General features: G+C 40.5%; 20 protein-coding genes. 4 read left to right on the top strand and 16 right to left on the bottom strand.

Annotation, left to right across the window (positions count from 1 at the left end):
• Positions 1 to 61: 61 nt before the first annotated feature.
• The 5 genes from BSAG_RS21605 to BSAG_RS21625 form a co-directional block, all read right to left on the bottom strand.
• A complete protein-coding gene (locus BSAG_RS21605; protein WP_008018909.1) occupies positions 62 to 2,074 on the bottom strand; it encodes a RagB/SusD family nutrient uptake outer membrane protein in 2,013 nt (670 codons plus the stop codon).
• Positions 2,075 to 2,087: 13 nt separating this feature from the next.
• Entirely contained in the window at positions 2,088 to 5,321 is a 3,234-nt protein-coding gene (locus BSAG_RS21610; protein WP_008018912.1) for a SusC/RagA family TonB-linked outer membrane protein, read from the bottom strand.
• 628 nt (positions 5,322 to 5,949) lie between these two features.
• Positions 5,950 to 6,666 carry an SDR family NAD(P)-dependent oxidoreductase gene (locus BSAG_RS21615; protein ID WP_008770704.1) on the bottom strand — a complete coding sequence of 239 codons (717 nt, stop codon included), beginning with the start codon at positions 6,664 to 6,666 and terminating at the stop codon, positions 5,950 to 5,952.
• A 74-nt stretch (positions 6,667 to 6,740) separates the two neighbouring features.
• On the bottom strand, positions 6,741 to 7,310 hold the full coding sequence (locus BSAG_RS21620) for a Crp/Fnr family transcriptional regulator (protein WP_004306591.1): 570 nt from the start codon (positions 7,308 to 7,310) through the stop codon (positions 6,741 to 6,743).
• 12 nt (positions 7,311 to 7,322) lie between these two features.
• Positions 7,323 to 8,552 carry a 3-phosphoshikimate 1-carboxyvinyltransferase gene (locus BSAG_RS21625; protein ID WP_004316270.1) on the bottom strand — a complete coding sequence of 410 codons (1,230 nt, stop codon included), beginning with the start codon at positions 8,550 to 8,552 and terminating at the stop codon, positions 7,323 to 7,325.
• A 208-nt stretch (positions 8,553 to 8,760) separates the two neighbouring features.
• On the opposite strand from BSAG_RS21625, the gene BSAG_RS21630 reads away from it, so the two are divergent.
• Together BSAG_RS21630 and BSAG_RS21635 are read left to right on the top strand one after the other, a co-directional pair.
• A complete protein-coding gene (locus BSAG_RS21630; RefSeq protein WP_004299291.1) occupies positions 8,761 to 9,996 on the top strand; it encodes an ATP-binding protein in 1,236 nt (411 codons plus the stop codon).
• Positions 9,997 to 10,034: 38 nt separating this feature from the next.
• Positions 10,035 to 11,087, top strand: coding sequence for a winged helix DNA-binding domain-containing protein (locus tag BSAG_RS21635; RefSeq protein ID WP_004307951.1), 1,053 nt, complete (start codon positions 10,035 to 10,037; stop codon positions 11,085 to 11,087).
• A gap of 584 nt (positions 11,088 to 11,671) precedes the next feature.
• On the opposite strand, the gene BSAG_RS21640 is transcribed toward BSAG_RS21635, so the two are convergent.
• Positions 11,672 to 12,343: a DUF1349 domain-containing protein gene (locus tag BSAG_RS21640; protein ID WP_015531369.1), complete on the bottom strand. Its 672-nt coding sequence runs from the start codon at positions 12,341 to 12,343 to the stop codon at positions 11,672 to 11,674.
• A gap of 81 nt (positions 12,344 to 12,424) precedes the next feature.
• Between BSAG_RS21640 and BSAG_RS21645 the strand changes: the two genes are divergently transcribed.
• On the top strand, positions 12,425 to 13,204 hold the full coding sequence (locus tag BSAG_RS21645) for a response regulator transcription factor (protein ID WP_004306596.1): 780 nt from the start codon (positions 12,425 to 12,427) through the stop codon (positions 13,202 to 13,204).
• A 74-nt stretch (positions 13,205 to 13,278) separates the two neighbouring features.
• Here the strand turns inward: BSAG_RS21645 and BSAG_RS21650 are convergent, their stop codons facing one another.
• The gene (locus tag BSAG_RS21650) at positions 13,279 to 13,971 is read right to left on the bottom strand and encodes an HAD family hydrolase (protein ID WP_004316267.1); all 693 of its coding nucleotides are present in this window, start codon (positions 13,969 to 13,971) and stop codon (positions 13,279 to 13,281) included.
• A 183-nt stretch (positions 13,972 to 14,154) separates the two neighbouring features.
• Here BSAG_RS21650 and BSAG_RS21655 point away from each other — a divergent pair, with 183 nt between their 5' ends.
• Positions 14,155 to 15,222, top strand: a complete 1,068-nt coding sequence (locus BSAG_RS21655; RefSeq protein WP_008770710.1) for a DUF2027 domain-containing protein — start codon at positions 14,155 to 14,157, stop codon at positions 15,220 to 15,222.
• A gap of 63 nt (positions 15,223 to 15,285) precedes the next feature.
• Here the strand turns inward: BSAG_RS21655 and BSAG_RS21660 are convergent, their stop codons facing one another.
• The 9 genes from BSAG_RS21660 to hemW all read right to left on the bottom strand — a co-directional run bounded on the left by BSAG_RS21660 (position 15,286) and on the right by hemW (position 23,854).
• Positions 15,286 to 15,642 carry a hypothetical protein gene (locus BSAG_RS21660; RefSeq protein ID WP_004316265.1) on the bottom strand — a complete coding sequence of 119 codons (357 nt, stop codon included), beginning with the start codon at positions 15,640 to 15,642 and terminating at the stop codon, positions 15,286 to 15,288.
• A 292-nt stretch (positions 15,643 to 15,934) separates the two neighbouring features.
• The gene (locus BSAG_RS21665; RefSeq protein ID WP_004307956.1) at positions 15,935 to 16,543 is read right to left on the bottom strand and encodes a lysine exporter LysO family protein; all 609 of its coding nucleotides are present in this window, start codon (positions 16,541 to 16,543) and stop codon (positions 15,935 to 15,937) included.
• Entirely contained in the window at positions 16,540 to 16,821 is a 282-nt protein-coding gene (locus BSAG_RS21670; RefSeq protein ID WP_004316264.1) for a LysO family transporter, read from the bottom strand. The genes BSAG_RS21665 and BSAG_RS21670 overlap by 4 nt, the downstream gene beginning before the upstream one ends.
• Before the next feature lie 188 nt (positions 16,822 to 17,009).
• Positions 17,010 to 18,008 (bottom strand): DUF4249 domain-containing protein, encoded by a 999-nt coding sequence (locus BSAG_RS21675; protein WP_004316263.1) that lies wholly within the window; start codon positions 18,006 to 18,008, stop codon positions 17,010 to 17,012.
• A gap of 7 nt (positions 18,009 to 18,015) precedes the next feature.
• Positions 18,016 to 20,718 (bottom strand): TonB-dependent receptor, encoded by a 2,703-nt coding sequence (locus BSAG_RS21680; RefSeq protein ID WP_004316262.1) that lies wholly within the window; start codon positions 20,716 to 20,718, stop codon positions 18,016 to 18,018.
• A gap of 1 nt (position 20,719) precedes the next feature.
• Positions 20,720 to 21,598, bottom strand: coding sequence for a FecR family protein (locus tag BSAG_RS21685; protein ID WP_004316261.1), 879 nt, complete (start codon positions 21,596 to 21,598; stop codon positions 20,720 to 20,722).
• Positions 21,599 to 21,624: 26 nt separating this feature from the next.
• A complete protein-coding gene (locus tag BSAG_RS21690) occupies positions 21,625 to 22,059 on the bottom strand; it encodes a hypothetical protein (protein WP_004316260.1) in 435 nt (144 codons plus the stop codon).
• A 90-nt stretch (positions 22,060 to 22,149) separates the two neighbouring features.
• Positions 22,150 to 22,704, bottom strand: coding sequence for an RNA polymerase sigma-70 factor (locus BSAG_RS21695; protein ID WP_004316259.1), 555 nt, complete (start codon positions 22,702 to 22,704; stop codon positions 22,150 to 22,152).
• Positions 22,705 to 22,723: 19 nt separating this feature from the next.
• Positions 22,724 to 23,854, bottom strand: a complete 1,131-nt coding sequence (gene hemW / locus BSAG_RS21700; RefSeq protein WP_004316258.1) for a radical SAM family heme chaperone HemW — start codon at positions 23,852 to 23,854, stop codon at positions 22,724 to 22,726.
• Positions 23,855 to 23,981 lie beyond the last annotated feature (127 nt).

Here is a 23,981-nt window from a genome sequence, read left to right as displayed (position 1 = left end):
GATATATAATATTAAGGTCGATATATTTGTAAACTCAAAGAGTTGTTCTTTTATCTTTTTATTATTCTACAGGTTGTGCGCCAGTGTCGCCTTCAATCTTCCATCCCGGGTTCTGATAAACGACTGAACTTGTAAAATCATTCTTATCCGAGGCTGTCTGACGAAATACAGCCATACCTATCGGATTCAGATAATGAGCAGGTGTAAAGAGGAATCCCTTCTGCCCGGCAATCAGATTATTCTTCGTGATTTTTTCGTATGGAAGAATATATTTACTTAAATCAGGTGAGGACATATTACCTTCTGCCGGATCTACTTTACATAAATCTGCCAGTTGCGTTTCATAGTTGCTTCCCCAGTATAGCATACCTTCTACACGGTAAGGTTTGGATATCAACTGGTCGCATGCACGCCAGCGTTTCAAGTCTTCCCAGCGCAAAGCTTCTGCACAAAGTTCGTTACGGCGTTCACGGCGGATATTATATAACGTCGCGTCTATCAATTGGCCATGAGAATAAGCACCGAAATCGCCTTTAGCCTCTTCGCTCATCTGTGTTGCAGCGATTGTCTTATTATAGTCTTCGTCCACTTTGGCGCGTCGGCGTAAAGCTTTCCAATATCCGTCGGCTGTTCCGTCGATTCTACCATTTTTTTCATACGAAGCTTCCATGTAAATCAACATGGCTTCTGCCGCACGGAAAACAATACCACCTGATGTTCCCGCACTATGGTCATTTGCCATGTGACTGGAGTAGTGTTTGCCTTTTTTGATGATGAATCCGGTTGTTGCCAAACTTCCTTTATCGCCATAAATGAAACGGATTGAGCAATAACTGGGAGTTCCGTCATCACCGTAATAATTCACATCACCTTTATTTTCAGTGTTGGCATCACCCGGCTTTTTGGTAAAGATAACAATGCGTGAATCACGATTCTGTAAAGTGGAATTTACTCCTTCTTTCTCCCAATCGGGATTATAATCGGAACCGGCTGCATAGATGGGAAGCCCATTGCGCATCAGGAATGAATTGACCATGCCACGAGTCCATCCGGAACCACCGCCATTGCGTGCCAACTCCATTTGCAAGTTGCTGGTTACTAATCCTTCCTTGAACTGTTTCCACATCAGTATTTCATCATATCCTTCCATGTTTTCATCGCAGAACATGGTGTAGTAAGGATTGATGGAAACCAGACTGGCGTTCATACCTTCGGGGGTATCGGTATTGTCTGCCAGTTTTCCGACGATATAGTCGCCTACCACTTTTGATGACTTCATTGCTTCATCAAGAAAATAAGCCACTTCTGCATCACTATTAAAACCGCTTACATCTGCGGGATTACCCGGCCATCCTTTTCCACCGGGTACAAAAGCTGTTCCTTTGTGATACTTTTCCCAAGTTGCTTCGAAGAGGGCAACGCGTGCACGTAGCAAGTGAGCTACGTTTTTGCTGATGCGATTCTTGCCACCGGGACTTTTATCAAGCAACAATTCTGTTGCTTTTTGCAAATCGTCCAGAATGAAGCGTGCCACCTTATTACGCGGCTGGCGCTTGCTGGATTCCACCAAGGTCTCTTCTATGTCGGGCAATGCAGTAGTGATAATAGGCAGATCTCCTAAAGAAACCAGTAATTTATAATAATTGTATGCCCGGATCACGTACATTTCTCCGATATAATGCTTCACATTATCCTGATTGCCGGTAATAGTGCCGGCTTCGAATTTCGGTAAAGTATTATCAAAGAAATAGTTGCAGGTTCGTATTTTACTCCAGTCCCATTCGCCTTCACCTGACGGCACCTTCTTTTGCCCGGGTATCCAGAAGGCCGGTGAGTCACCACTGGCTTGGTTATCAGTATCATTATCTTTGCCGAAGAAATTGATGCCATACGCATCGGTCACTGTTTCAAATGGGTAAGCATTGATTGTGTATGCAGCCAGATCACTTTCGGATGCAAAATATTTTTCGGGAATTACTTTATCCAGTGGTTCCCTGTCGAGAAAATCATTGCAACCGGTCAGTCCGCCCAATAGCAATGTTCCTATTGTCAAAAGTTTAATATGTTTTTTCATAATCGTTTATCATTTAAAATGTTGCACTTAAACCGAATGATACAGTCTTGGATAGCGGATAGGTACATCCGTCCCAGTTGCCGATGCCAACAGTTTCGGGGTCAAACGTATCGGCCAGACTGGTAATAGTAAATAAATTCTCTGCTGAAACAAAGAATCGCAGATTGTTGACGCAGAATTTTTCTGTCAAAGATTTAGGTAATGTATAACCTAAAGTAACATTTTTCAGACGGCAGTAAGCCGCATTTTGCAAATATCGGGTCTGTGGATTACGGTTTCTATCATTCTCGAGAGGACGCGGATAATAACCACCCAGGTTAGCTCCTAGCGGATTAGTCGTATCTTCTCCGCGGAAATAGTCCAGATGAGGTTTGAAAAAGTTGGTTTGCCAGTAGCCTACTGCTCCCCAGAACATTGTAGAACCACTCCCCGGCATATAATCACGTTTCATCGTTCCTTGGAAAAATAATTTAAGGTCGAACCCTTTCCAGGCGGCATCCAGATTCAAACCAAAGTTGTAGCGTGGTGTACTGTTGCCTATTTTCTTCAAATCACCATGATCAGCCAGTGTTTTGTTACCTCTGCTGATCTGGCCGTCACCGTTCAAATCCGCATACATGATGTCACCTGCTCCCCAGCCGGAACCGAGTACATCCTGTGCGCCATTGGGCATACCGGCCAAATGATCTTTCATCTCTTGATCGGTCTTTGCGATGCCGATTGTTTGGAATCCCCATATATCACCTACGTGAGCGCCTGCATAATACGTATTATTATTGTCTTTATCTAAAATTGTGTTTGACGGATTGGGGTATTTATCAATAACCACTTGATTGTCTGACAAAGATAAGGTAACTCCATACTTAAAGTCGCGTATCTGGTCGCGCCAGTTCACCTGTATTTCCCAACCTTTGGAAGTCATATCGAGGTTGTTTACTTTGGGAACGGCAATGCCTAAGAGATTGGGTAGTTCGGGGGCGGGGCCTACCATGTTTTTAGATTTACGCTGGAAATAGTCGAATGTTACATTCAAACGATTGTTGAGCATAGATAAGTCGAAACCTAAATCCAGTGTTTGCGTCTTTTCCCATGTCAGTAAGGAAGATACCAGCGCAGATTCTTTGGAAATATTTGGTTTTACGCCATTTACCAGCCAACTGCCTAGTGCGTAATTGCCCCATTGGTCTTTGTTAATATCAATAGTTCGATAGAATGGATACCAGTTATCTGTGTTTTGGTTGCCCAATTCACCCCATGAACCACGTATCTTGAATGTGCTGATTAAATCGGTCAGGTCTTCAAAAAATGCTTCACGAGCCATGTTCCATCCTAAGGAGAATGATGGGAACAGATTCCAGCGGTTATCTCGAAGGAAACGTGAAGTGCCGTCATATCTCATATTTACTTCAGCCAGATAACGTCCTTTGTAGTCGTAATTAACACGTCCGAAGAAGCCGGCTGTAGCCCATTCGGAGTATCCTCCTCTGTTTTGTGCATTTGTCTGCGTGGTGTTCAAGGTAGCCACTTCCGACATGATACCGTCTTGGGAAGCGGTAATATCACGTTGTTTGAATAGTTCGCTCTGAAAACCCAGCATCACTTTAAAGTTGTGTCCGCTTTCTAATGATTTGCCGTATTCGGTAAAGATGTTCGGATTGAAAAAATTACTTTTATAAGCATATTCTGTAACGCTGGAAGTTTGATTGGCAATAATGTAGGGATTTTTACTCACATCATAACCATAAACGGTTTGATAATCGGTATGGTTGAAATTATAGTTGGAACGGTAGTTCAATTCTACGTTAATTTTCCAGTCTTTGATGGGTTCCACGATGAAAGCAAGCTGGTGTGCCATCACGTCTTTTTGTGATTTATATCGGCCTCCTTCTGTTAATTGGTAAATCTTGGATTCGACAGTATAGAATCCGTTTGGGTCTACTACCGGAATGACAGGCCAGTAGCGACATACATCGAAATAGAATACATTACTTTTGATATCGCCTCCGGCAAATGAAGGAGCTTCATAATCCGTCCGGTTAAAACGCATACTATAGCTTATTTTCAACCATTTGGTTAAGTCCGCATTGATTTTTGCAGTAAAGGAGTAGCGTTGTTTGTTATCATCTCCAAACTTCAAGAGACCTCCTTGGTCCAGATAATTCGCAGAAAGATAATATTGTATTTTATCCGTTCCACCATTTACGCTCAATGAATGCTCGTGGGTAAAGCTATTACCAAATAACGTTTTTAACCAGTCGGTATTGCCGGTAGGCATCACGTCTTGCCGTTGGGGATCATCGAATGAATTCCATCTTCCCGCATCGGTCGGCCACATATATTGTGTGCTTTTTCCTGCTTGAAAATCCAGAATTTGTTGAAGTTTGGTGGCGCTATACATGGGAGTCTGTCCACCATTAGTTAACTGGTCATTGACTGCCAGAGCAAAATTGTATGAATCTGCCATTTCAGGCATATTCAAGGGAGATACAAAACGGAAGTTGTTATTATAGTTAACTACCGTTTTTCCCGACTTACCTTTCTTTGTTGTAATCAGGATGACTCCACCTGGTGCCCGCGAGCCATAAATGGAGGAAGCGGCTGCATCTTTCAGTACAGAAATATTCTCAATATCCTGTGGATTGATGGCGTTCATGTCTCCCTCCATACCGTCAATGAGCACCAATGGTTCTACCTTTGAACCAGCTCCAATTGTTCCAACACCACGAATATTGAATTTTTTGTCTGAACCTAAGGAGCCACCACCATCACCAGTAGAGATATTCATACCCGGAACCATACCTTGCAAAGCTTCTATGGTAGAGTTAACGGGACGTGCCGAAATTTCTTTTGCTCCTACCGTAGATACAGATCCTGTTACATTCACTTTCTTTTGTGTGCCAAAAGCAACCACAACAACTTCATCCAATGTTTGTGTATTGTCTTTAAGGATGATATTCAATGATTGTCCTGTGAATTTGATTTCTTGAGTCTGATAACCAACAAAAGAGACTACAATAATATCTCCGGTTTTTACATTGTTTAAAGAGAAGTCACCGTTGATTCCGGTGATTGTACCGTTCGTCGTACCTTTGGCTACGACGGATGCACCGATGATGGTTTCACCTGCTGCATCTTTTACTACACCCTTACAAGTAGTACCCTGTTGTACAACGGAAACTTTTAGAGTGCTTTCACCAGTTTCCGGATAAGCTGCTTCTACTGACATTGTCAGTAGGAACAACAACATACTAACTGACTTTAGTTGTTTTAACATAGCATTGAATTTAGAGTTTTTCCTAGAATCCGGAATTACTTTTAATAAGTTCTTTCAGAACTTATTCCGTGCGTAAAACGTTGGATTCAAAGCCTTAAATTCAAAAAAAGAGTCTTCTTTTAAGCGATCTTTTCTACTTGTTTTATACCCATTTTATATCTATTTCGTACCTGTTTGTGTTAGATGAAATAACAAGGATGATGAAATAAACAAGTCGTTTCATTTCAATATGAAGATAAAATACGGCTTTGGGTATTCTTAAAAAGAAAAAATGAATGAGAATTTGATATTATTTTTGAAAATACATGCTATGTATTAAAATATATTATATATTTGTGCCGTTAATTCTAATTTTATAAACCATCCTAGTTCTGAAAGAACTTATTTTTTCATCATTGATTACTGAACCTTAAAAGTGTCCTCCAATTGTAAGAGAGCTGTTTATTTGTGAGTTAGCTATTATCATTAATATGATTTCCGTACAGACTTATATACATAACTAGAATTTGGTAGATACCAATATCTGTATAAACAGTTGGGGCAGGTGTTTTTTCATTAGATTTACTTAGACAAATATGTGTTGGCTATGGAGTATCTATCATTACATCCGGCAATAAATAGCAGATGGCAACAGACGAAACAGGATAGTTACATATCTCCATCTTTTGGAAATGAAAGCTACTTTTTTCTTTTTAGAAATAGCCTTTTTAATTTGTTTCACAGCTTTATCAACGGGAGTAACCCAGAACAATCCTTCTCCTTTTGCCATAGCGGTGTCTACAAATCCGGGACGAATATCGGTAGTGTAAATAGAATAAGGAGATTTAGTTGCTTTTTGTCGTAATCCTTCCATATAGTTGATTTGATAGGCTTTCGACGCATTGTAGGCGGGAGCGATGCCACTGCCGCGTGTACCTCCAACAGAGGAAATAGTAACCAGATGCCCGCTTTTTTGCTGTTCGAAATATCGGAAACCCCAGTCTGCGATGTTGGTGAATCCTATCACGTTCGTTAGTAAGGTAGGTTCTTCCAATTGGTAGGAGAGTTCGGGGTTTAGTTCTCCGGTCCCGGCACAGATAATCAATATATCCATTCCACCCATCTTTTGAGTGAGAGTTTCAAGGGATGAAATGGTAGCTTGTGTATCGGTGATGTTGCACACTTGATAGAATAGTTTGTCTTTGTCCTGGGCGCATACCTCTTCTAATAGATTTTCTCTGCGACCGGTAATGCCGATAAGATAATCTTCTTGAGAATAGACTTCTGCCAATCCGCGACCGATGCCGGAAGTTGCACCTATAATTATAATTTTTTTCATGAAATACAATATACTTTGTTTGCCCGCAAAAGTAAGGGTAGGGAATAAATAAACTCTTGATTGAAATCAAGAATTTATTTTTGTACGACTTTTCTTCGGATACGACTTAATGTTTCGGGACGAATGAGAAGATAGGAAGCCAGTTCTTTTAAAGTTATCAGTTTCAGTAAGTCGGGACAACGGTTGATAATTTCAAGATAGCGTTCTTCCGGTGTCAGGCTGTACATTGAAATCATCCGGTCGTAGACTTCCCACAATAACGTTTCTGCGATGCGACGTCCTAACTTTTGGTGAGCGTCGTTGGTATCGTAGAAGTCTGCCATTTGCTGATAATTGATTACGTATACCGAACAGTCACATAAGGCTTGTATATCTACATTTGATTTGTCCTGTAACTGAAACGCCGGATAGTTGCCAACAAAAGAATGATCGAAAGTATAGCCTACAATGCTGTTTTCGCCTACACTGTTGGTGCAACAGTACCGGAAAGAACCGGAACTGACGAACCCCATTGTTTTGCATACTTCTCCCTGGCGGGAAAAGTAGTCTCCTTTCTTATAATAGGTCTGCTTCCCCTGTTGTAATACAAAATCTACAATAGGGGAGTAGTTGATGTGGGAAGTATATTTGTTGAAATCTTCCACAGCGTATGAAAATTAGCCTTCGTTTATAACCTGAAATCCGGCCTGTTTCAAATCTTCCCAATATCCGGGATATGATTTGGTAACGACTTGCGGATTGGCAATAAGTAAATTGGGATGGCGGATAATTGCCGGTGCAAATGCCATTGCCATCCGATGGTCTTCGTAGGTTTCAATCACCGGAGTTTCTTCCGGTTCACATCGTTCGCCATTCCACATTAATATACTGTCATTTTCTTCCTTGATCATATATCCCAGCTTTTTAAGCTCGGCTCGCAGGGCGGCAATACGGTCAGTCTCTTTTATTTTCAGGCTTTGTAATCCGGTGAAACGGAAAGGGATATTCAGCAAGGCACAGGTAACAACGAATGTCTGTGCCAAATCCGGAATGTCGATAAAGTCTTCTTCCAGTCTTTCCGGCGCTTTGCCTGTTTTTTTCAGTTTCACACCTTGTGATGTAAATTCGGTAGTTATACCTAAGCGTGAGAAAACTTCTGCTCCCCGACTATCTCCCTGATAACTGTTAGGAAACAACCCCAATAATTCAATTTCTGCTTTGGGAGATAAGGCGGCAATCTGATACCAATAGGAAGCTGCGCTCCAGTCACTTTCCACTTTGAAAGGAATGCTCTGATAGAGTTGTGGAGCAACGGAAATGCTATTGGGAGAAGTCCATGCGGCTTTGGCTCCAAAGTCCTGCATCAGTTGCAATGTAAGATTGATATAAGGACGGGAAATTATCTCCCCGCTTAAATGCAAAGTCAAACCGTCTTTGAGTGCCGGACCTATCATCAATAGAGCAGATATATATTGGGAACTTACATTTCCTTTCAAGGTTATTTCATTTCCTTTCAACTCTGCACCTTTGATACATAAGGGAGGATATCCTTCATTGTGGACATACTCTATTTCAGCTCCTAATTCCCGGAGCGCATTGACTAATATTTGTATCGGACGTTGCTGCATACGGGCTGTTCCTGTGATTGTCCGTTCCCCCGGGGTCACACTTAAATAGGCGGTAAGGAAACGCATAGCAGTGCCCGCAGCCATGATGTCAATCGTCTCTTTCCCTTCGGTGAGAGCTTTTATCATCACCTGTGTATCGTCACAATCGGACAGGTTTTCAGGAGGATAAATACCTTTGCCCAGCGCATTGATGATTAATGCACGATTACTGATACTTTTAGAAGCCGGCAACTGGATGGTTGCTGTTACTACTGAAGGAGGGATGAGTTTATAGAGCATCATTTCTATTTTCTTTGGTTTGAGATGACAAAAATAGACATAAATTGGTATATATGCAGTTATAAAGTCAGAAAAACAATAGAAAATTTGGAATGGGGAAATTGCAATCGTATTTGAAGTAGAGGATAAAATCTCAAGAAATTACAATTGTATTTAAAATAAATGCTATATTTGTGATGTATTGCAATCGTATTTAAAAAGAAGTAGAATGAAAATACCTCGCATAATTAAACAAAGAAACACTTATGTTGACCGCATAAGACCTTTCATGAGGAAAACATTGGTAAAAGTGATGGTTGGTCATCGTCGTGTCGGTAAAAGCTTTATTTTGTATCAACTCATGGAGTTGATACGGAAAGAAGAGAGTGATGCGAACATTATCTATATAAATAAGGAAGATGTCAATTTCATAGATATAAAGACTTATAAAGAACTGAATGATTATATTCTTTCAAAATCGGTAGATGATAGAATGAATTATATTTTTGTCGATGAAATACAGGAAATACAAGATTTCAGGTTGGCTATCCGTTCGTTGGCATTGGATGATAATAATGATATATATGTGACAGGCAGTAATTCAGAGATATTTTCCAGTGATTTAGCGAATGAATTGGGAGGTCGGTATGTTGAATTTGTGGTTTATAGTTTGTCGTATATTGAATTTCTGGATTTCCATGAACTGGAGAATACGGATGCGTCATTGGAGAAATATATTCATTATGGAGGATTGCCTTATCTGATACATTTGCCGATGGAAGAACCTGTTGTTATGGAGTATTTGAGGAGCATTTACTCTACCATTATATTAAAAGATGTGATTCAGAGAAAGAATATAAGGAATACGGTCTTTTTGGAACAACTAGTTTCGTTCTTGGCAGGTAACATTGGCAACTTATTTTCCAGCAAGAGTATTAGTGATTTTCTGAAAAGTCAGAAAGTGGATATTTCTCCTTATGTTGTGAGTGAGTATGCGATGGCATTATCGGATGCTTTTATTGTACATAGGGTAGGAAGGTATGATATTGCCGGAAAGAAATTATTCGAAAGAGGGGAGAAGTATTATTTTGAGAATATGGGGATTCGTAATGTGATTACGGGGTACAAGCCACAGGACAGAGCGATGCGTTTGGAGAACTTGGTTTATAATCATTTGGTATATAGTGGATATGATGTAAAAATCGGGACATTGGGTACGGAAGAAATAGATTTTGTCTGTAAACGGAATGGAGAGATTCTCTATGTGCAAGTCTCTCTTGAACTTTCTAAACAGGAAACTATTGAAAGAGAATTCGGGAATTTATTGAAGATTAAAGATAATTATCCGAAAGTGGTAGTGTCCGGAGAAAAAATGTTTGAAAATACTTATGAAGGGATAGAACATATTTATATTAGAGACTTCTTGTCTTCTGTTTTGTTACATTCCATTACTCGTGTCATTTAATCAAAGAACAACTGTTTTTTCTTTTATAAATAAGTATGATGAAAATACCGAATATACGTTTACTCAACCAACAGTTATTAAGTCCTCTTTTCTTTCAACCCAAGGAACTTGTGTCCTGGATGGGAGCTATGCAGGCACAGAATTATTCCATGGTGAAATGGGCAGTAGGAATGCGTTTGAAGTCAGCAACGATTCAAACTGTGGAAAAAGCGCTCCGTGATGGTGAAATCCTGCGGACTCATGTAATGCGTCCGACATGGCATCTCGTAGCAGCAGAAGATATCCGGTGGATGTTGAAACTTTCCGCCGGGCGTATTATATCTGCTAATGAGTCTTATGCGAAGGGGCATGACTTGGAAATTTCTGAAGAGCTCTATACGAAAAGTCATAATCTGTTGGAGAAAATTCTTTGTGGGAAGAAAAGCCTGACGAGGCAGGAGATTGCCGAGCATTTTAACCGTTCGGGGATTGTAGCGGATAATCATCGTATGACCCGCTTTATGGCTCGTGCGGAGCAGGTGGGGATTGTATGTAGTGGGGAAGATAAAGGAAGTAAATGTACGTATGCGCTTTTGGAAGAGCGTGTTCCGCCGATGCCGGAATTGACCAAAGATGAATCTTTGGCTCGTTTGGCTAGAAGCTATTTTCGTAGTCATGCTCCTGCTGTTTTGCAAGATTTTGTCTGGTGGTCGGGGCTGCCTATTACAGATGCACGTCAAGCTATTTATTTGATTGATTCGGAATTAACGGCAGAAGAATGGAATGGACAGACATGGTATATTCATGAAGATTGCCGGACTCGTGGAAAAGTTACCGGCAGTTTGCATCTTCTTCCTTCTTATGATGAATATTTGCTTGGTTATAAAGACCGGACAGACGTTTTGCCTAAAGAGCATTACTCGAAAGCATTTACCAATAATGGTCTGTTTTATCCGATTGTTCTTCATGAAGGACAAGTGATAGGAAACTGGGATAAGTCTGTTAAAAAGAGAGGCTCATTGATAGAACATTCATGGTTCCGGTTGGATGATTGTGTCGATGAAGGTGCGTTGGATCGTGAGAAAGATAAGTATATACGGTTTTGGCGATAATATGAGAAAACGTATATTTTATCGTTGCATAATTCCATATATGCAGGATATATAGGTATGAGTTGAAAATGAGAAGGATTTGCTGTTTTCGAATTTAGAAAAGAAATAAATCGATTGCGTTTTGGAACAATTTGTTTTAGTCTATGTTTTTTATAGAATAGATGTGTAGAACTTTCCTTTATTTTATTTCAAATTGATATATGGAGTGTTGGCAGCTTCAAGTGTAGGTTAGCTCTGGGATAGCACTTAAAATAAAGTTTTATATGCTCCTTTTAAAGGAATAAAGTGTTTCTCACCGATCAATGAGTCGTTCCTTTAAAAGGAACTGGTTATTCCTTTTAAAGAAACGATTGTCAATAAGTTTATTTATAGTGTATCTTTTGACTGTTTTTATGTAAAAAACTCCTCTGGAACTGTATATTCTTGCATTATTTTATACAACAGAACTGCTGGAAGAGGAAATCCGTGTGATGCTATTTATACTCATCATATTAAAAATAGAACATTTAAAGTAAGATATACTACCATATTTATATTATAAAGAGCTTTCTCTCTATTTAAATAAATAGCATCAGGACTGATTTTTATTTGTTTATTTGCCTTTTTGCCCATTCCAGTCTTCGTTGATCGGCTAATGGAGTCACTTTAAATTCTTCGAATGTAGCGGTGAACCCTTTCCCGTCCGGACAAGCTCCCATTAATCCTACCATGACAGGACAATTATCTTGCAACCAACAAGTGCGCATCATAATATATTCTTTGTCATCACGTGAGAAAAATATTTCTACTGCATCCAGGCGACGGACTGCTTTTATCCATATAGAGCGGGGAGCATCCGGCAATTGTACTACACTCCAGTCACTGGTTCGGTGTGTAACTACGGCACTTACATTCTGTTTGCCATCAATGTATTCCACACCTGCTTTTATCCAGTTTTCATGGTCGATGCGCAGCATTAATCCCATTTGGTCAAAGGTGGTGACATAGTTGCCGGTTATCTTTACTTTGGCTTCAAATTCTCCACCATAAGTCGCATAATAGAAAGGTCCGTCGTCCACTGTGAACCCATAATGAGAAATCCTCCAAAAGTCTGTTTTTGCAGGAACATCCATCACTAAGGTTTTGCCATCTTTTATTTCCCATTGTTGAGGCTCGTTCAGCCAATTCATTTTATTCAAACTTTGTGCCATAGAAGAAGTTGTTACTGCCATAAAGGCTATTGACATCATTTTGATTTTTAAATGTTTCATGATCATTTCTTATTTGATTATCTTTGTGGTGCAAAGATAGGTCATACCTCCGTGTGCAACAATACTGAATAATAACCATTTTATAAGATGGACGTATTACAAAAGGAAATAGATGAAGTTTATGCGACACAACTGATAGCCGATGAAATATTGGACAATGGAGTTGTAGAGCAACATCAACGCTTTATTCATTCATTGACGGAGATTAATGGTGGATGTGCTGTTATTTCAGATCTTTCGAATAGGAAAAGTTACATTGCCGTTCATCCTTGGGCGCATTTTCTAGGCTTAACTCCCGAAGAAGCTGCTTTGAGTGTGATTGATTCTATGGATGAAGATTGTATTTATCGGCGTATTCATCCTGAAGACTTGGTAGAAAAGCGGTTATTGGAGTATCAGTTTTTTCAGAAGACCTTTTCGATGTCTTCCGAAGAACGGTTGAAGTACCGGGGAAGATGCAGAATACGTATGATGAATGAGAAAGGAGTCTATCAGTATATTGATAACCTAGTGCAGATAATGGAAAATACTCCTTCCGGAAGTGTATGGTTGATTTTTTGTCTTTATACCTTGTCTGCAGATCAACGAACGGAGCAGGGGATATATCCCACTATTACCCATATGGAACGTGGAGAAGTCGAAACCCTCTTTCTTTCGGAAGAACATCGCAATATCCTATCCGAACGCGAAAAGGAAATACTTCGCTGTATACGTAAAGGACTATCTAGTAAAGAAATTGCAGCTGCCCTTTATATTAGTGTGAATACAGTCAATCGACACCGCCAGAATATTTTGGAGAAACTCTCTGTCGGTAATTCGATAGAAGCGTGTCGGGCTGCTGAATTGATGAAACTGTTGGATTTGTAATCCAATAAGATGGCATTGTTCACTGATTTCTTTCTTCAGATTTAAAGCTTATCTGAAGAAAGAACAGAACTTATTTAAAACAAAAGCAGCAACTCATCAAATCTTTTCACCTGTTTCAGATGGTCATGTGTGAATGTGTCTACTACTTCGTGTTTCCACATCACTTCAAAAGGAATATGTATACCATATCCTCCCAGCGATAGAACAGGTTGAATGTCCGATTTCAGAGAATTGCCAATCATGACAAATTCGGAAGGAGCAATCTGTAAGATATTCAACATTCGTTGATATTCTTTCTCTGTTTTATCGGACATCACTTCAATGTGATCGAAATAAGAGGCTAATCCGGAACGTTCCAGCTTATTCTCTTGATCGAGCAAATCTCCTTTAGTGGCAACTACTAATTTGTATTTTCCTTTCTCTTTCAATACTTTAAGCGTTTCTTTTACTCCCGGCAATAGTTCAATTGGCATTTTCAGTAATGATTTGCCTAATTCAATAATATGTTGGATGTCTGTTCCTGAAATCTTTTGTCCACTCACATGCAAAGCTGTCTCTACCATAGAAATGGTGAAAGCTTTGGCTCCATAGCCGAGATATTTCAGATTATTCATTTCTGTTTGAAATAAAGCGGCTGAAATATCTTCAGAAGTGCCATAAGGCTTTAATAGGTCTGTATATTGTTTCTCTATTTCCTGGAAAAAAGGTTCATTGCTCCACAAGGTATCGTCTGCATCAAAAGCAATGACTTTAATAAGTTCTTTCATCGGTTTCGTCGTTAATGGTGAATTTTAGATCATCTGTTTGGTATTTCGTATGCAAAGTTACAATAAAAAGGGGAATAAAGGCAGACGGTTTGTTTTTAGAACCGAATCTCCATTTAATTTCATAGAAATCTCTATCTTTGTTACTCGTTTTTTTGAGTTTGAATTTTAATTGGATATACAATAATGAAAATAGGAGATAAAGTACGCTTTCTTAGTGAGGTAGGCGGTGGAATCGTAACTGGATTCCAAGGAAAGGATTTTGTGTTGGTAGAAGATGCAGATGGGTTTGATATTCCGATGCCGATACGCGAGTGTGTCGTGATTGAAACAGATGACTATAATATGAGGCGTAAACCCGGTTCGTCTGCGCCGAAACCGGAAGAACCTGTTAAACCGGTAAAACCGGAGATGCCTGTTATTCAACGTCAGCCGGAGGTGCGTGGAGGAGATACTTTGAATGTATTTCTGGCTTATGTGCCCGAAGACGCAAAAGCGATGATGACTACTCCTTTTGAAACTTATCTGGTAAATGATAGCAATTATTATTTGTATTACACTTATTTGAGTGCAGAAGGAAAAGCATGGAAGAACCGTTCGCATGGTTTGGTGGAGCCTAATACAAAATTGCTGTTGGAAGAGTTCACCAAAGATGTACTGAATGATATGGAGCGGGTGGCTGTTCAGTTGATCGCCTTCAAGGACGGTAAGCCTGCGGCTATCAAACCGGCTGTTAGTGTGGAGATACGGATCGATACCGTGAAGTTCTATAAACTTCATACCTTTAGCGATTCTGATTTCTTTGAAGAACCGGCTTTGATTTATGACATTGTGAAAGATGATATGCCTGCCAAACAAGTATATGTTTCGGCGGAGGAGATTCAAGAGGCTCTGCTGCAGAAGAAATCTGTAGATAAACCGAAGTCACAACCTATTGTGAAACCAAACCATACTACTCATGGCGGAAAGAGCGGAATTATTGAAATAGATCTTCATATTGATTCTTTGCTGGATGATACTCAAGGGATGGGCAATGCTGAAATACTGAATTATCAATTGGATAAGTTTCGCGAAGTGATGGAAACTTATAAGAATAAGCGTGAACAGAAGATTGTCTTTATTCACGGCAAGGGAGATGGGGTACTTCGAAAGGCTGTCATTGATGAATTGAAACGGAAATATAGTAATTGCCGTTATCAGGATGCTTCTTTCCAGGAATATGGGTTTGGGGCTACGATGGTAACTATTAAATAATAGTATAAAAAAAGTGGAAGCCAACCGGCTTCCACCCTCTCTCTCTTTTACATATTAATCATTTTACTTATTCAGTTCAATACCTTTATTCTGTAAAGTGATATTCATCAAAGCTGCATACTTGGCGTACTGTTCAGCACTAAGAGTCTTTCTCATCAGTTTCAAGTTACCATAAACAGCGTTGCGCAATTTTGCTTCTTTATCTTTCTTCGCTGTTGTGGCTCTTGACATCTGTGTGGAGAAATAATCGCAAATATTGGCTACTTCTTCACTCTGATCGGAGTTTAACTTTAAATATTTGCCTAGTTTACTTACATTGATGTTACCTTCCCATTTTGCAGTTGTAGGCTGATTTCCGGCTGCAAATGTTGAAGCAGCAAGGCAGAGCGCTGCCACTAATGTTAATCCTAAACGTTTCATAATACCTACTTTTTTAATTGTTATACCTAAAAACTATTCCTAAAAACAAATCTAATACCTATTGAAAATACTGTCTAAGCGCTTAGTTTTTCTTTTTACCTATGCAAATATAAGAATATGTTTTATAGCATAAAAATAAAGAAAAGGAAAAGATTCTTTTTAGGCTGATTTCTTGATGTAAGTCAAGAGATGATCTGCTTTTTGATATAAAAATACCTTTTTATGAAACATTTTTGTAATACGTGTGCGAAAACGATAGTAGAGTATTTCTCTATTTTAGGATTTATTGCTGTTAAAATGATATTGAGCAAAGGAATGTGACTAGGAACGGAACGCTGAAATCGACAACAAAGCCATGGAAGATGGAAATGATTACAAATTCCTTTCCCGAATATCGGGTAATGATAGGAAGAGTGGTATCCATCGTTGTGGCTCCACCAACAGAAATAGGAGCTAGCTTTCCAAAATATTTCACTAATAAGGGTGCACACAGCAAAGCGATAATTTCACGCATGATATTGGAAAGTAATGCGATAGTTCCCAATTCGGGACCTTTATATTCGGTGATAAATATGCTGGAGAGCGAGTAATAACCAAATCCGGCTCCAACTGCCATACAGTCTAAAGGACTTCGCTGGCTCATAAAAGCTCCCGCTATGGCGCAGCCTGCTAATGTGCCGAGTATCGTCATGATAGGAAGGAATACAAGCCGGGGATTCAGGGACCGAAAACTCTTCAGGGTGTTCGGATCGTTACCGATGCTGATACCTACGCAGAACATGAGTCCGCAGAGGGCATAGTAACTAAGTTTACTGTCGGTGAAGTCGTATGGGATAAGATGGTAAACTCCACAAAGAGTGCCGATAATGAAAAAAGAGACAATAATCAAACTACCTTTCATGCTTTTGTCTCCTTTCCTTTACTATATAATAGGTACCACAATCCCCATGCGCATAGAGTACTTCCTATGACCGCAGCTACCGTGATGACAACAGCTTCCAGCCCAAGAGTGTATAATCCTTTGATGATAGATTCATTACCCCCTACATCTATTCCGAGAAGAAAGAGAAGAATCCATATAAGGAGAGTGATTATCTTGTGTATCCATGATAGTCTTTTACTGCGTAACAAGTAGCCAAGAAGCATGCCTGTCAGCATAATTCCAATAATGATAAACATAGTTAGTGCCTGCTTTTTGGCTGCAAAGATAGTATTAAATGTAAATCTTGGCTAATCTCTTCCACGATTTCTTTCATGGCTATTGACAGACATTCGACTATATCATCCACGCAAGCGGCATTGACAGACGGTGAATCTTCAAAACTACGGTTTATCGCAGTCTGCTATCCATAATTTATGATTTGTTTTCATCGTTGTGGTTTTTCTATATGAATGATCTTACTTGTCTCCGTACTGATTCCAATCATCCCAATTCCTCCATGTACATTGCTGGGGTACTTGATTGGTTCATTTATTGTTTCATCGTAAGCGTCGGAATCTACCAGGTTAAGTGCTTTCAGATAGTAGTATTCTGTTTCCGTGATGCTTAAAAGACGTACAATAATATCCATCTTTACATTGGTGCCGTATTCAGGAAATCCGTCAATATCTGTCTGGTTGTAAACCGTCATTGTGTAAGATGTATTTTTGAATCGTGAGTCGTCGAATACACCATATATATTCTTTACGGTGTCGAACATGCCGTTGTCTTCGTCATCGCTGTTGGTGGGCTGTCCGTCTGTCAGCACAATATCCTCGCGGGATATAAAATGATAGCGATGTATTGTCCGGCTGACAAATTCTCCTGTTTCTTCATTATAGTCTTTCACTGTCATTTGCTTATCCATGATAAGCCGGTAGTAATTATCTTCGTTGGATCGATCTTTGATATTGATTTTGTATCGGAGAAAATTCTGCGTATAATAATACTTTGTCATTGGAATGGTGACCGTATCGATATCAGCTATTTCATGTGGACGCTGTGGTACGGTCACTTCAGCCCATGCGTGATATTGTCCGTCGTCTGTGAGGGCGTCGATACGAACTACATCTCCGGGAGTAAATTTGTTGGAAATATGGAAACGGCATTGCATATCTCCTTCCGTTTGGGGTGGGAGCGGACGTAAACTTTCTGATAACTGTCCGTTAACGCGTACTTCCACCGTGGCATTTTCTACATGAGTGGCGTATCCTCTTCCCGTGAAATTGAGATAGAGAACGTTGGTCAGACTGTCTGCGTTGATTAGTGCGTTCATCACTAGTTTGGGGGGATTATCCTTTACACTAAAAGGGAGTTCGTTTTCGCAAGAAACTGTTGTCAGCAATGCTATTAACAGGATAAATGGATAACATATACGAGTTCTCATAATGGGTTTAGAATTTATAAGTGTAAGTGAATGATGGAATTAATGGAAGTATAGTATACTTCTTGATAATCGGTTTGTTGGGATCGTTTTTGCTGGTGCTGCGATATACAAAGGTAGGATTCATCGCATTATATGCATTATACAGACTGATATTCCAAGTACGCATACCATGTTTGGTCTTTTTGTTGAAATTGACTCCCACATTCAACCGGTGACTGGCTGGTAACCGGTAATTATTACGATGCTCCACATATGAAGCTTCTCCGATGGTGGGTGAAGTTATGTTTGAATCAAAATAACCTCCATATCCATATCCTCCTCCAAATCCGTTGTTTGTGCCGTCACTAGGACGGATGACAGCGGTTTTCTCTTCAGGGATTGTACTTGTTCCACCTGTATAGAACACCCAGGAAGCACCGATGTCGATACGGTCGCTGAACTTATGGTTGATTGTCAGGTTGATATTGTGTCTTCGGTCATATTTATATGGGAACCGTTCACCATTGTTGATACCGCCTTTGGCAAACTGACGATCACTTTTGGATAAAGTGTAGGACAACCATCCCGTTGTTCTTCCAAGGGTTTTCTGTGCCATAAACTCAATGCCGGCCGAACGTCCTTTGCCCATTTCCACTTTGTTTTCCCAACCGGAGGAAGAACCGAAGAAACTGACGCCTTCCTTATATTCCAGCACATTATACATATCCTTATAATACCCTTCTACCGAGAATTCCCATCCTTTGATTCCCGTATAGTATCCGCCCAATGAATATTGGTGGGAGCGCATTGGCTTGATCTTTTTAGTGACCGGAACCCATAAATCCGTAGGCATGGCAATGGGCATTGACGATAGTAAATGTACATATTGGCTCATTTGGGTATAAGATGCTTTCAGGGTTACATCTTTTCCCAATTGATAGCGTGCGGAAACACGTGGTTGCAAGGAAAAGTAACTTTGTTTTTGCACATGAAACAATGAGAAATGCAGTCCGAGATTCAGGCGCAGACGATCATTCATCTTGATGTTGTCTTCCAGGTAAGCGGATAACTCATGTCCGTAAATCCGGTTGTTGGCTATGCTGTGGTAGGTTGTGTCCAGGTCTATTTTATCTCCTGTCTTATTGGAGATTTTAGAGGTCATAACTTCCGGGCGGAAACGATGATAGATATATCCTGTTCCAAATTTGAGGTGGTGTTTGGGAGATGGATTATAATCGAAGTCGATCTGGTAATTCCAATCATTGATTCCCGAACGGTAATCGGCTGAATACCGGTTGGTAAATGATGTACCGCTACTGCCGAAATATTGATTGTTGGTATATGAGTTGATGTCGAATAAATAGTTGCTGTAGGAGACTGTCGTATTGCAGAATAAACGGTTGTTGAATACATAGTTCCATCTGGCAGAAAGAATCGTGTTTCCCCAATTCATTTTGCTTCCGTCTTTGAAATCTGTATTTCCATCATAATTGGCAGCAAAATGATCCTTTCCATTGTAGGCAGATAGATAGACGCGGCTCCGGTCGGAGAACTTATGATTGATTTTGGCATTGATGTCATAAAAATAATAACTGTATTCCTCGTCATCCGGCATGAATGGTTTAGCGATGAGGTCGACATACGAACGTCTGGCGGAAATATTGAAAGACGTTTTCCCTTTCACAATCGGACCCTCCAGGTTGATTTTGCTAGTTAGTAGTCCGATACTAAGTGTGCCGTGGTATTTCTGCATATCTCCGTCATTGGTACGGACGTCGATGACAGAAGAAAGCCGTCCGCCGAAACGTGCCGGAAAAGAACCTTTGAATAGTGTTACTTTTTTGACGGCTTCCGGAGTAAAAACCGAAAAGAATCCGAACATATGGTCTACGTTATATACAGGAATCCCGTCAAGTAAGATTAGATTTTGATCCGGGCTTCCACCACGTATATACAGTCCGGCAGATCCATCTACTCCAGCCTGTACGCCGGGCATCAGTTGGATGGCTTTCATTACATCTGCCTCTCCCAGTATGCTCGGAGTATTTTTTATTTGCGTCATTGGAATCTCGATAGATCCCATCTGGGTGGCTATAGTTCCTGTCTCGGTTTTGTCGGAAACGATGACTACTTCCTGCAATTGCGTGTTACCCTGCATGCGGATATTTAGTAATGTGTCTTGTGAGAGCGTAAAATGATGCGCTTCTGTGGCATAGCCCAGATAGGAGAAACGCAGTTCGGTTTCTCCTTCGGGCAGGGTGATGCTGTAAAAACCGTAAGGATTGGTGGTTGTTCCTTGATTTTGATGACTCTCAATGATGTTGGTTCCAATCAACGTCTCGGAAGACGTCCCATCAGTGACATATCCGCTGATAGTGAACTTGCGGCTTACAGTTTTTGATTCTTTTTTCTTTTGCAGAAGGATATGCCGGCCAGTGAACTGATAACTGATCTGCTCATTTTTGAACGCAAGGTCAAGTATCTCACGCAAAGGCTTATCCTTTACCTGCAAATTGATTTTATGTTTTATGGTAATTTCCTCACTGTAGATAAAAGAATATCCGGTTGAATTCTCAATCCGTTTGACGAATTCTTTCAATGTGGCGTTTCGTAGTGTCAGCGAAAGTCGGGCGTCCGCATTTTGCGCGTATATTTGTGTGGTGATAAGGAGTGCTACCCCTATCAGAACAATGGTTCTGACAGGGAAGCGATCTTGGAATATAATATTCATCTTAGTCTGGTTTAGCAGTGATAATAATCTGTTTCTTGTTTTGTGAGTAGTCGAAATAACCGGCATTATGTAATACAGATAAAATAGTTGCCAGGTCTTCTCCATTGCGGAAGCGTGCTGTGATCCGGTAATTTTGCAAAGCCGTGTCGGCTATGTGAATCGTTGCTTCGAATGAATTGGATAGTTCGCGGGCAATCTCCTGCAAAGGTAGGTCGTCGAATATAAACTCTCCCTGCCGCCAGGAAATTTCATCTTCTACGTTTTCTAAAACCTTGCGGGTGAGCTTTTCTTCCACCTTATTATATATAGCAATCTCATTCGGTTTCAAAATCACACGAACTGACTTGCTTTTATTGCTGACTGCTACCGAACCTGTCAATAACGTTGTCTTTACAGCCGGATTGTTCTGATAGGCATCTACGTTGAAGTGAGTTCCCAACACCTGAACGTCAATCGTTTCAGTCTGCACGATAAACGGATGTTTTTTGTTCTTGTTTACTTCAAAATAAGCCTCCCCATTTAGTTTCACTTCCCGCTTGTCCGATTTGAACTTTTCAGGATAAGAAAGTGAAGAATAATGGTTGAGTGTGACGGTGCTGCCATCAGGAAGACAGACCGTGCGTGTCTCTGCCAAGGTGGAAACCGTTTGTATCGTGACCGGTTGCATATATAAATAGGCTGTCCATACCGATAGGCAAAGTAGAGTTACTGCCGCCGCTGCCGAGAAAGTACGTATCAGTGTCAGACGCCGGGTATGTGACTTCAGTCTTTTCTCTAGTTCCGGGTAACTGGTTGTTGCTGAAAACCGTCCTCGCGGTGAACGTGTGGAAGCGACGAGCTTGTTCAGTATTTCTTCTAATTCCGTATCGGTGTATTTCATCTTTTTTCTGTATTGCTCTTGATCTATTATTTTCGTTTCAACAGAATGGTCAGTTTGCTGATTCCTCCTTCTTTCCACTGGGGAGTGCAGGATAAAGTGACATTCTGCTTCTTCAATATCATCTGTTTAGGATAGATTTTTATGACAGTTGTTGCTGACTTCTTACCCGCTTTGATGATTACTTTTTTTTCTGTTAGCTGTACCACTGCTGCTTGTCCTACTACCGGAGGGGGTGTGGCAAGTACTACCGTCCGGTCTTCTTTTGTTTTTTCTGTTGCAACAATTTTAATTTTCAACTCACATTCGGGTTTGTCGCTTTCACATTCTACTGTTTCCTTCGAATGTTCAAATCCTGCATAGTCCTTTGGTAGGTTGTCGTTGTCATTGTTGCATGAAAACAGGCACAGACAAACTGAAAGAAGGACAAAGATTCCCATGTTTGCGTCATTTAGCTTTTTCATTTTCTGTCTTTTTTAGTGATTGATTGACTTATTTGTTGATAAAGACCGGAGGGGGACAGAAACTCCCTACGCTCTTTGTCTAAAAGAATGTTAATCTATTTCGGCCCGGCTAATCATCTCTTTTAAACGTGTGATTGCTTTCTGAAGTTGTGCGTCCACTGTATTCATGCTGATGCCTAATTCTTCTGCTACTTGTGCGTAACTCTGTTTTTCTTCACGGATGCGGATGAACACTTCCCTGCAACGATCCGGAAGCCGGTCGAGTGCTTTTACGTAAAGAGCGAACAGTTCTTCACTGATGAGCGATTCTTCCGGTGAATAGCTTTGTTCTTGAGGCTCCGGCAGAGAATCGGGATGAATAAGCGTATGTCTTGATTCTTTTTCCAGATAATTGAGCGAAGCATTTTTGACGAGAATGAAACAATAATCTTCAATGTTTCTCACATCAAGCAAATTGCTGCGTTGCTTCCATAGTTTCAGGAATACATCGAGAACGATTTCCTGCGACCATTCTTCCTGTTTCACATAATAATAGGCAATACGAAAGAAACGGTCGTAAGTCATGTTGTAAAAGTCCCGGAAAGCAGTTTGCGAATCCAGTTCTTTCATTTGCCGCAATAACTTTCTTACTTCTGATTCGGTCATCGGCTTTTTGTTTGTTTGGTTAGTCTACCCAAAGTAAATCACTCATTATACTGTCGGAAATAAAAATCCCTTCACGCGTCAGGCGCAAAGCTCCGTTGTATTCCTCCAGTTTACCATTTTTCAGATAAGGTGCAGCCATTTTTTGACAATACTCCCACATTTCATTGCCGAACATCTGTTTCAGTTTCTCTATAGGTGTTCCCCATACGGTACGTATGGTAGTGATAATAAATTCGTTGTAGCGGGTGGTTGGGTCCAGATACTCTGTCTCGAAAGCACGGCAGTCTTCTTCTATACCTTTTATATAGGTGTCGATTGAAGACACATTCCATTCCCGTGTCATTCCGTCAAAAGAATGTGCCGATGGTCCGCATCCCAGATAAGCTATTCCTTTCCAATAGGAAGTGTTGTGGCGGGAATATTTTCCGGGGCGGCAGAAATTGGAAATCTCATAGTGTTCAAATCCTGCTTTCTGCAAATGCTCTATCAGTAATGTGAAAAATTCTAAACTGGAGTCTTCGTCTACCTCGGATATCTGGTGCTGTTTTAACATATTATATATAGGTGTATCTTCCTCATAAATCAAGTGATAGGCGGAGATATGTTCTACATTCAGACTGATAGCTTGACGGAGATCGTTTTCCCATCGTTCTTTTGTTTCTCCGGGCAATCCGTAAATTAGGTCGATACTGATGTTCTGGAAACCGGCTTTCCGGCATCTGTCAATTGCTTCGATGGCTGTACGGGCATTGTGGCGGCGTCTCAATAGTTTGAGCGTAGCATCATCAAAAGTCTGTATTCCCATGCTGAGGCGGTTGAAAGGAAGTGAGGAAAGCATTCCCAGATATTCCTGCGATAAATCATCCGGATTAGCTTCCAGAGTGATTTCCTGACAATGATTCAATCCGTAGTGCTTGCGGATGGTATCAAATATTTGTTCAAAATCCTCTTTTTCCAGTTGAGACGGGGTTCCGCCACCGAAATAAATAGTTTCTATATCTTCTCCTTTCAGGTATTCTTTACGCATCGCCAACTCCCGGCAGAGAGTCTGTACATAACGGGTTTTGAGTTCGCTGCGAGTGGTTGAGTAGAAGTCGCAGTAGATGCAGCGAGTTTTGCAAAAAGGAATATGAAGATAGATACCTGCCATAGCTATGCTGTTTGGGTTTGTGGGTGTAAAAGTAAGACTATTATTAGATATATCAAAAAAGCAGTTGACGGAAATTATTTATAGTGGGGGTAGGAATACGCTAAATAGATAATTCCCCATCGATTAG

Origin of the sequence: Bacteroides sp. D1, assembly GCF_000157095.2 — a bacterium.
GTDB classification, from domain to species: Bacteria; Bacteroidota; Bacteroidia; order Bacteroidales; family Bacteroidaceae; genus Bacteroides; species Bacteroides xylanisolvens.
Note: the sequence above shows the minus strand (reverse complement) of the source record. Positions and strands in the feature narration are given on the sequence as shown.

Excerpts from the sequence above, each read along its gene's own strand:
- BSAG_RS21605 (WP_008018909.1), bottom strand. The coding sequence starts at position 2,074 with ATGAAAAAACATATTAAACTTTTGACAATAGGAACATTGCTATTGGGC.
- BSAG_RS21610 (WP_008018912.1), bottom strand. The coding sequence starts at position 5,321 with ATGTTGTTGTTCCTACTGACAATGTCAGTAGAAGCAGCTTATCCGGAA.
- BSAG_RS21615 (WP_008770704.1), bottom strand. The coding sequence starts at position 6,666 with ATGAAAAAAATTATAATTATAGGTGCAACTTCCGGCATCGGTCGCGGA.
- BSAG_RS21625 (WP_004316270.1), bottom strand. The coding sequence starts at position 8,552 with ATGCTCTATAAACTCATCCCTCCTTCAGTAGTAACAGCAACCATCCAG.
- BSAG_RS21630 (WP_004299291.1), top strand. The coding sequence starts at position 8,761 with ATGAAAATACCTCGCATAATTAAACAAAGAAACACTTATGTTGACCGC.
- BSAG_RS21635 (WP_004307951.1), top strand. The coding sequence starts at position 10,035 with ATGAAAATACCGAATATACGTTTACTCAACCAACAGTTATTAAGTCCT.
- BSAG_RS21640 (WP_015531369.1), bottom strand. The coding sequence starts at position 12,343 with ATGATCATGAAACATTTAAAAATCAAAATGATGTCAATAGCCTTTATG.
- BSAG_RS21645 (WP_004306596.1), top strand. The coding sequence starts at position 12,425 with ATGGACGTATTACAAAAGGAAATAGATGAAGTTTATGCGACACAACTG.
- BSAG_RS21650 (WP_004316267.1), bottom strand. The coding sequence starts at position 13,971 with ATGAAAGAACTTATTAAAGTCATTGCTTTTGATGCAGACGATACCTTG.
- BSAG_RS21655 (WP_008770710.1), top strand. The coding sequence starts at position 14,155 with ATGAAAATAGGAGATAAAGTACGCTTTCTTAGTGAGGTAGGCGGTGGA.
- BSAG_RS21660 (WP_004316265.1), bottom strand. The coding sequence starts at position 15,642 with ATGAAACGTTTAGGATTAACATTAGTGGCAGCGCTCTGCCTTGCTGCT.
- BSAG_RS21665 (WP_004307956.1), bottom strand. The coding sequence starts at position 16,543 with ATGAAAGGTAGTTTGATTATTGTCTCTTTTTTCATTATCGGCACTCTT.
- BSAG_RS21670 (WP_004316264.1), bottom strand. The coding sequence starts at position 16,821 with ATGTTTATCATTATTGGAATTATGCTGACAGGCATGCTTCTTGGCTAC.
- BSAG_RS21675 (WP_004316263.1), bottom strand. The coding sequence starts at position 18,008 with ATGAGAACTCGTATATGTTATCCATTTATCCTGTTAATAGCATTGCTG.
- BSAG_RS21680 (WP_004316262.1), bottom strand. The coding sequence starts at position 20,718 with ATGAATATTATATTCCAAGATCGCTTCCCTGTCAGAACCATTGTTCTG.
- BSAG_RS21685 (WP_004316261.1), bottom strand. The coding sequence starts at position 21,598 with ATGAAATACACCGATACGGAATTAGAAGAAATACTGAACAAGCTCGTC.
- BSAG_RS21690 (WP_004316260.1), bottom strand. The coding sequence starts at position 22,059 with ATGAAAAAGCTAAATGACGCAAACATGGGAATCTTTGTCCTTCTTTCA.
- BSAG_RS21695 (WP_004316259.1), bottom strand. The coding sequence starts at position 22,704 with ATGACCGAATCAGAAGTAAGAAAGTTATTGCGGCAAATGAAAGAACTG.
- hemW (WP_004316258.1), bottom strand. The coding sequence starts at position 23,854 with ATGGCAGGTATCTATCTTCATATTCCTTTTTGCAAAACTCGCTGCATC.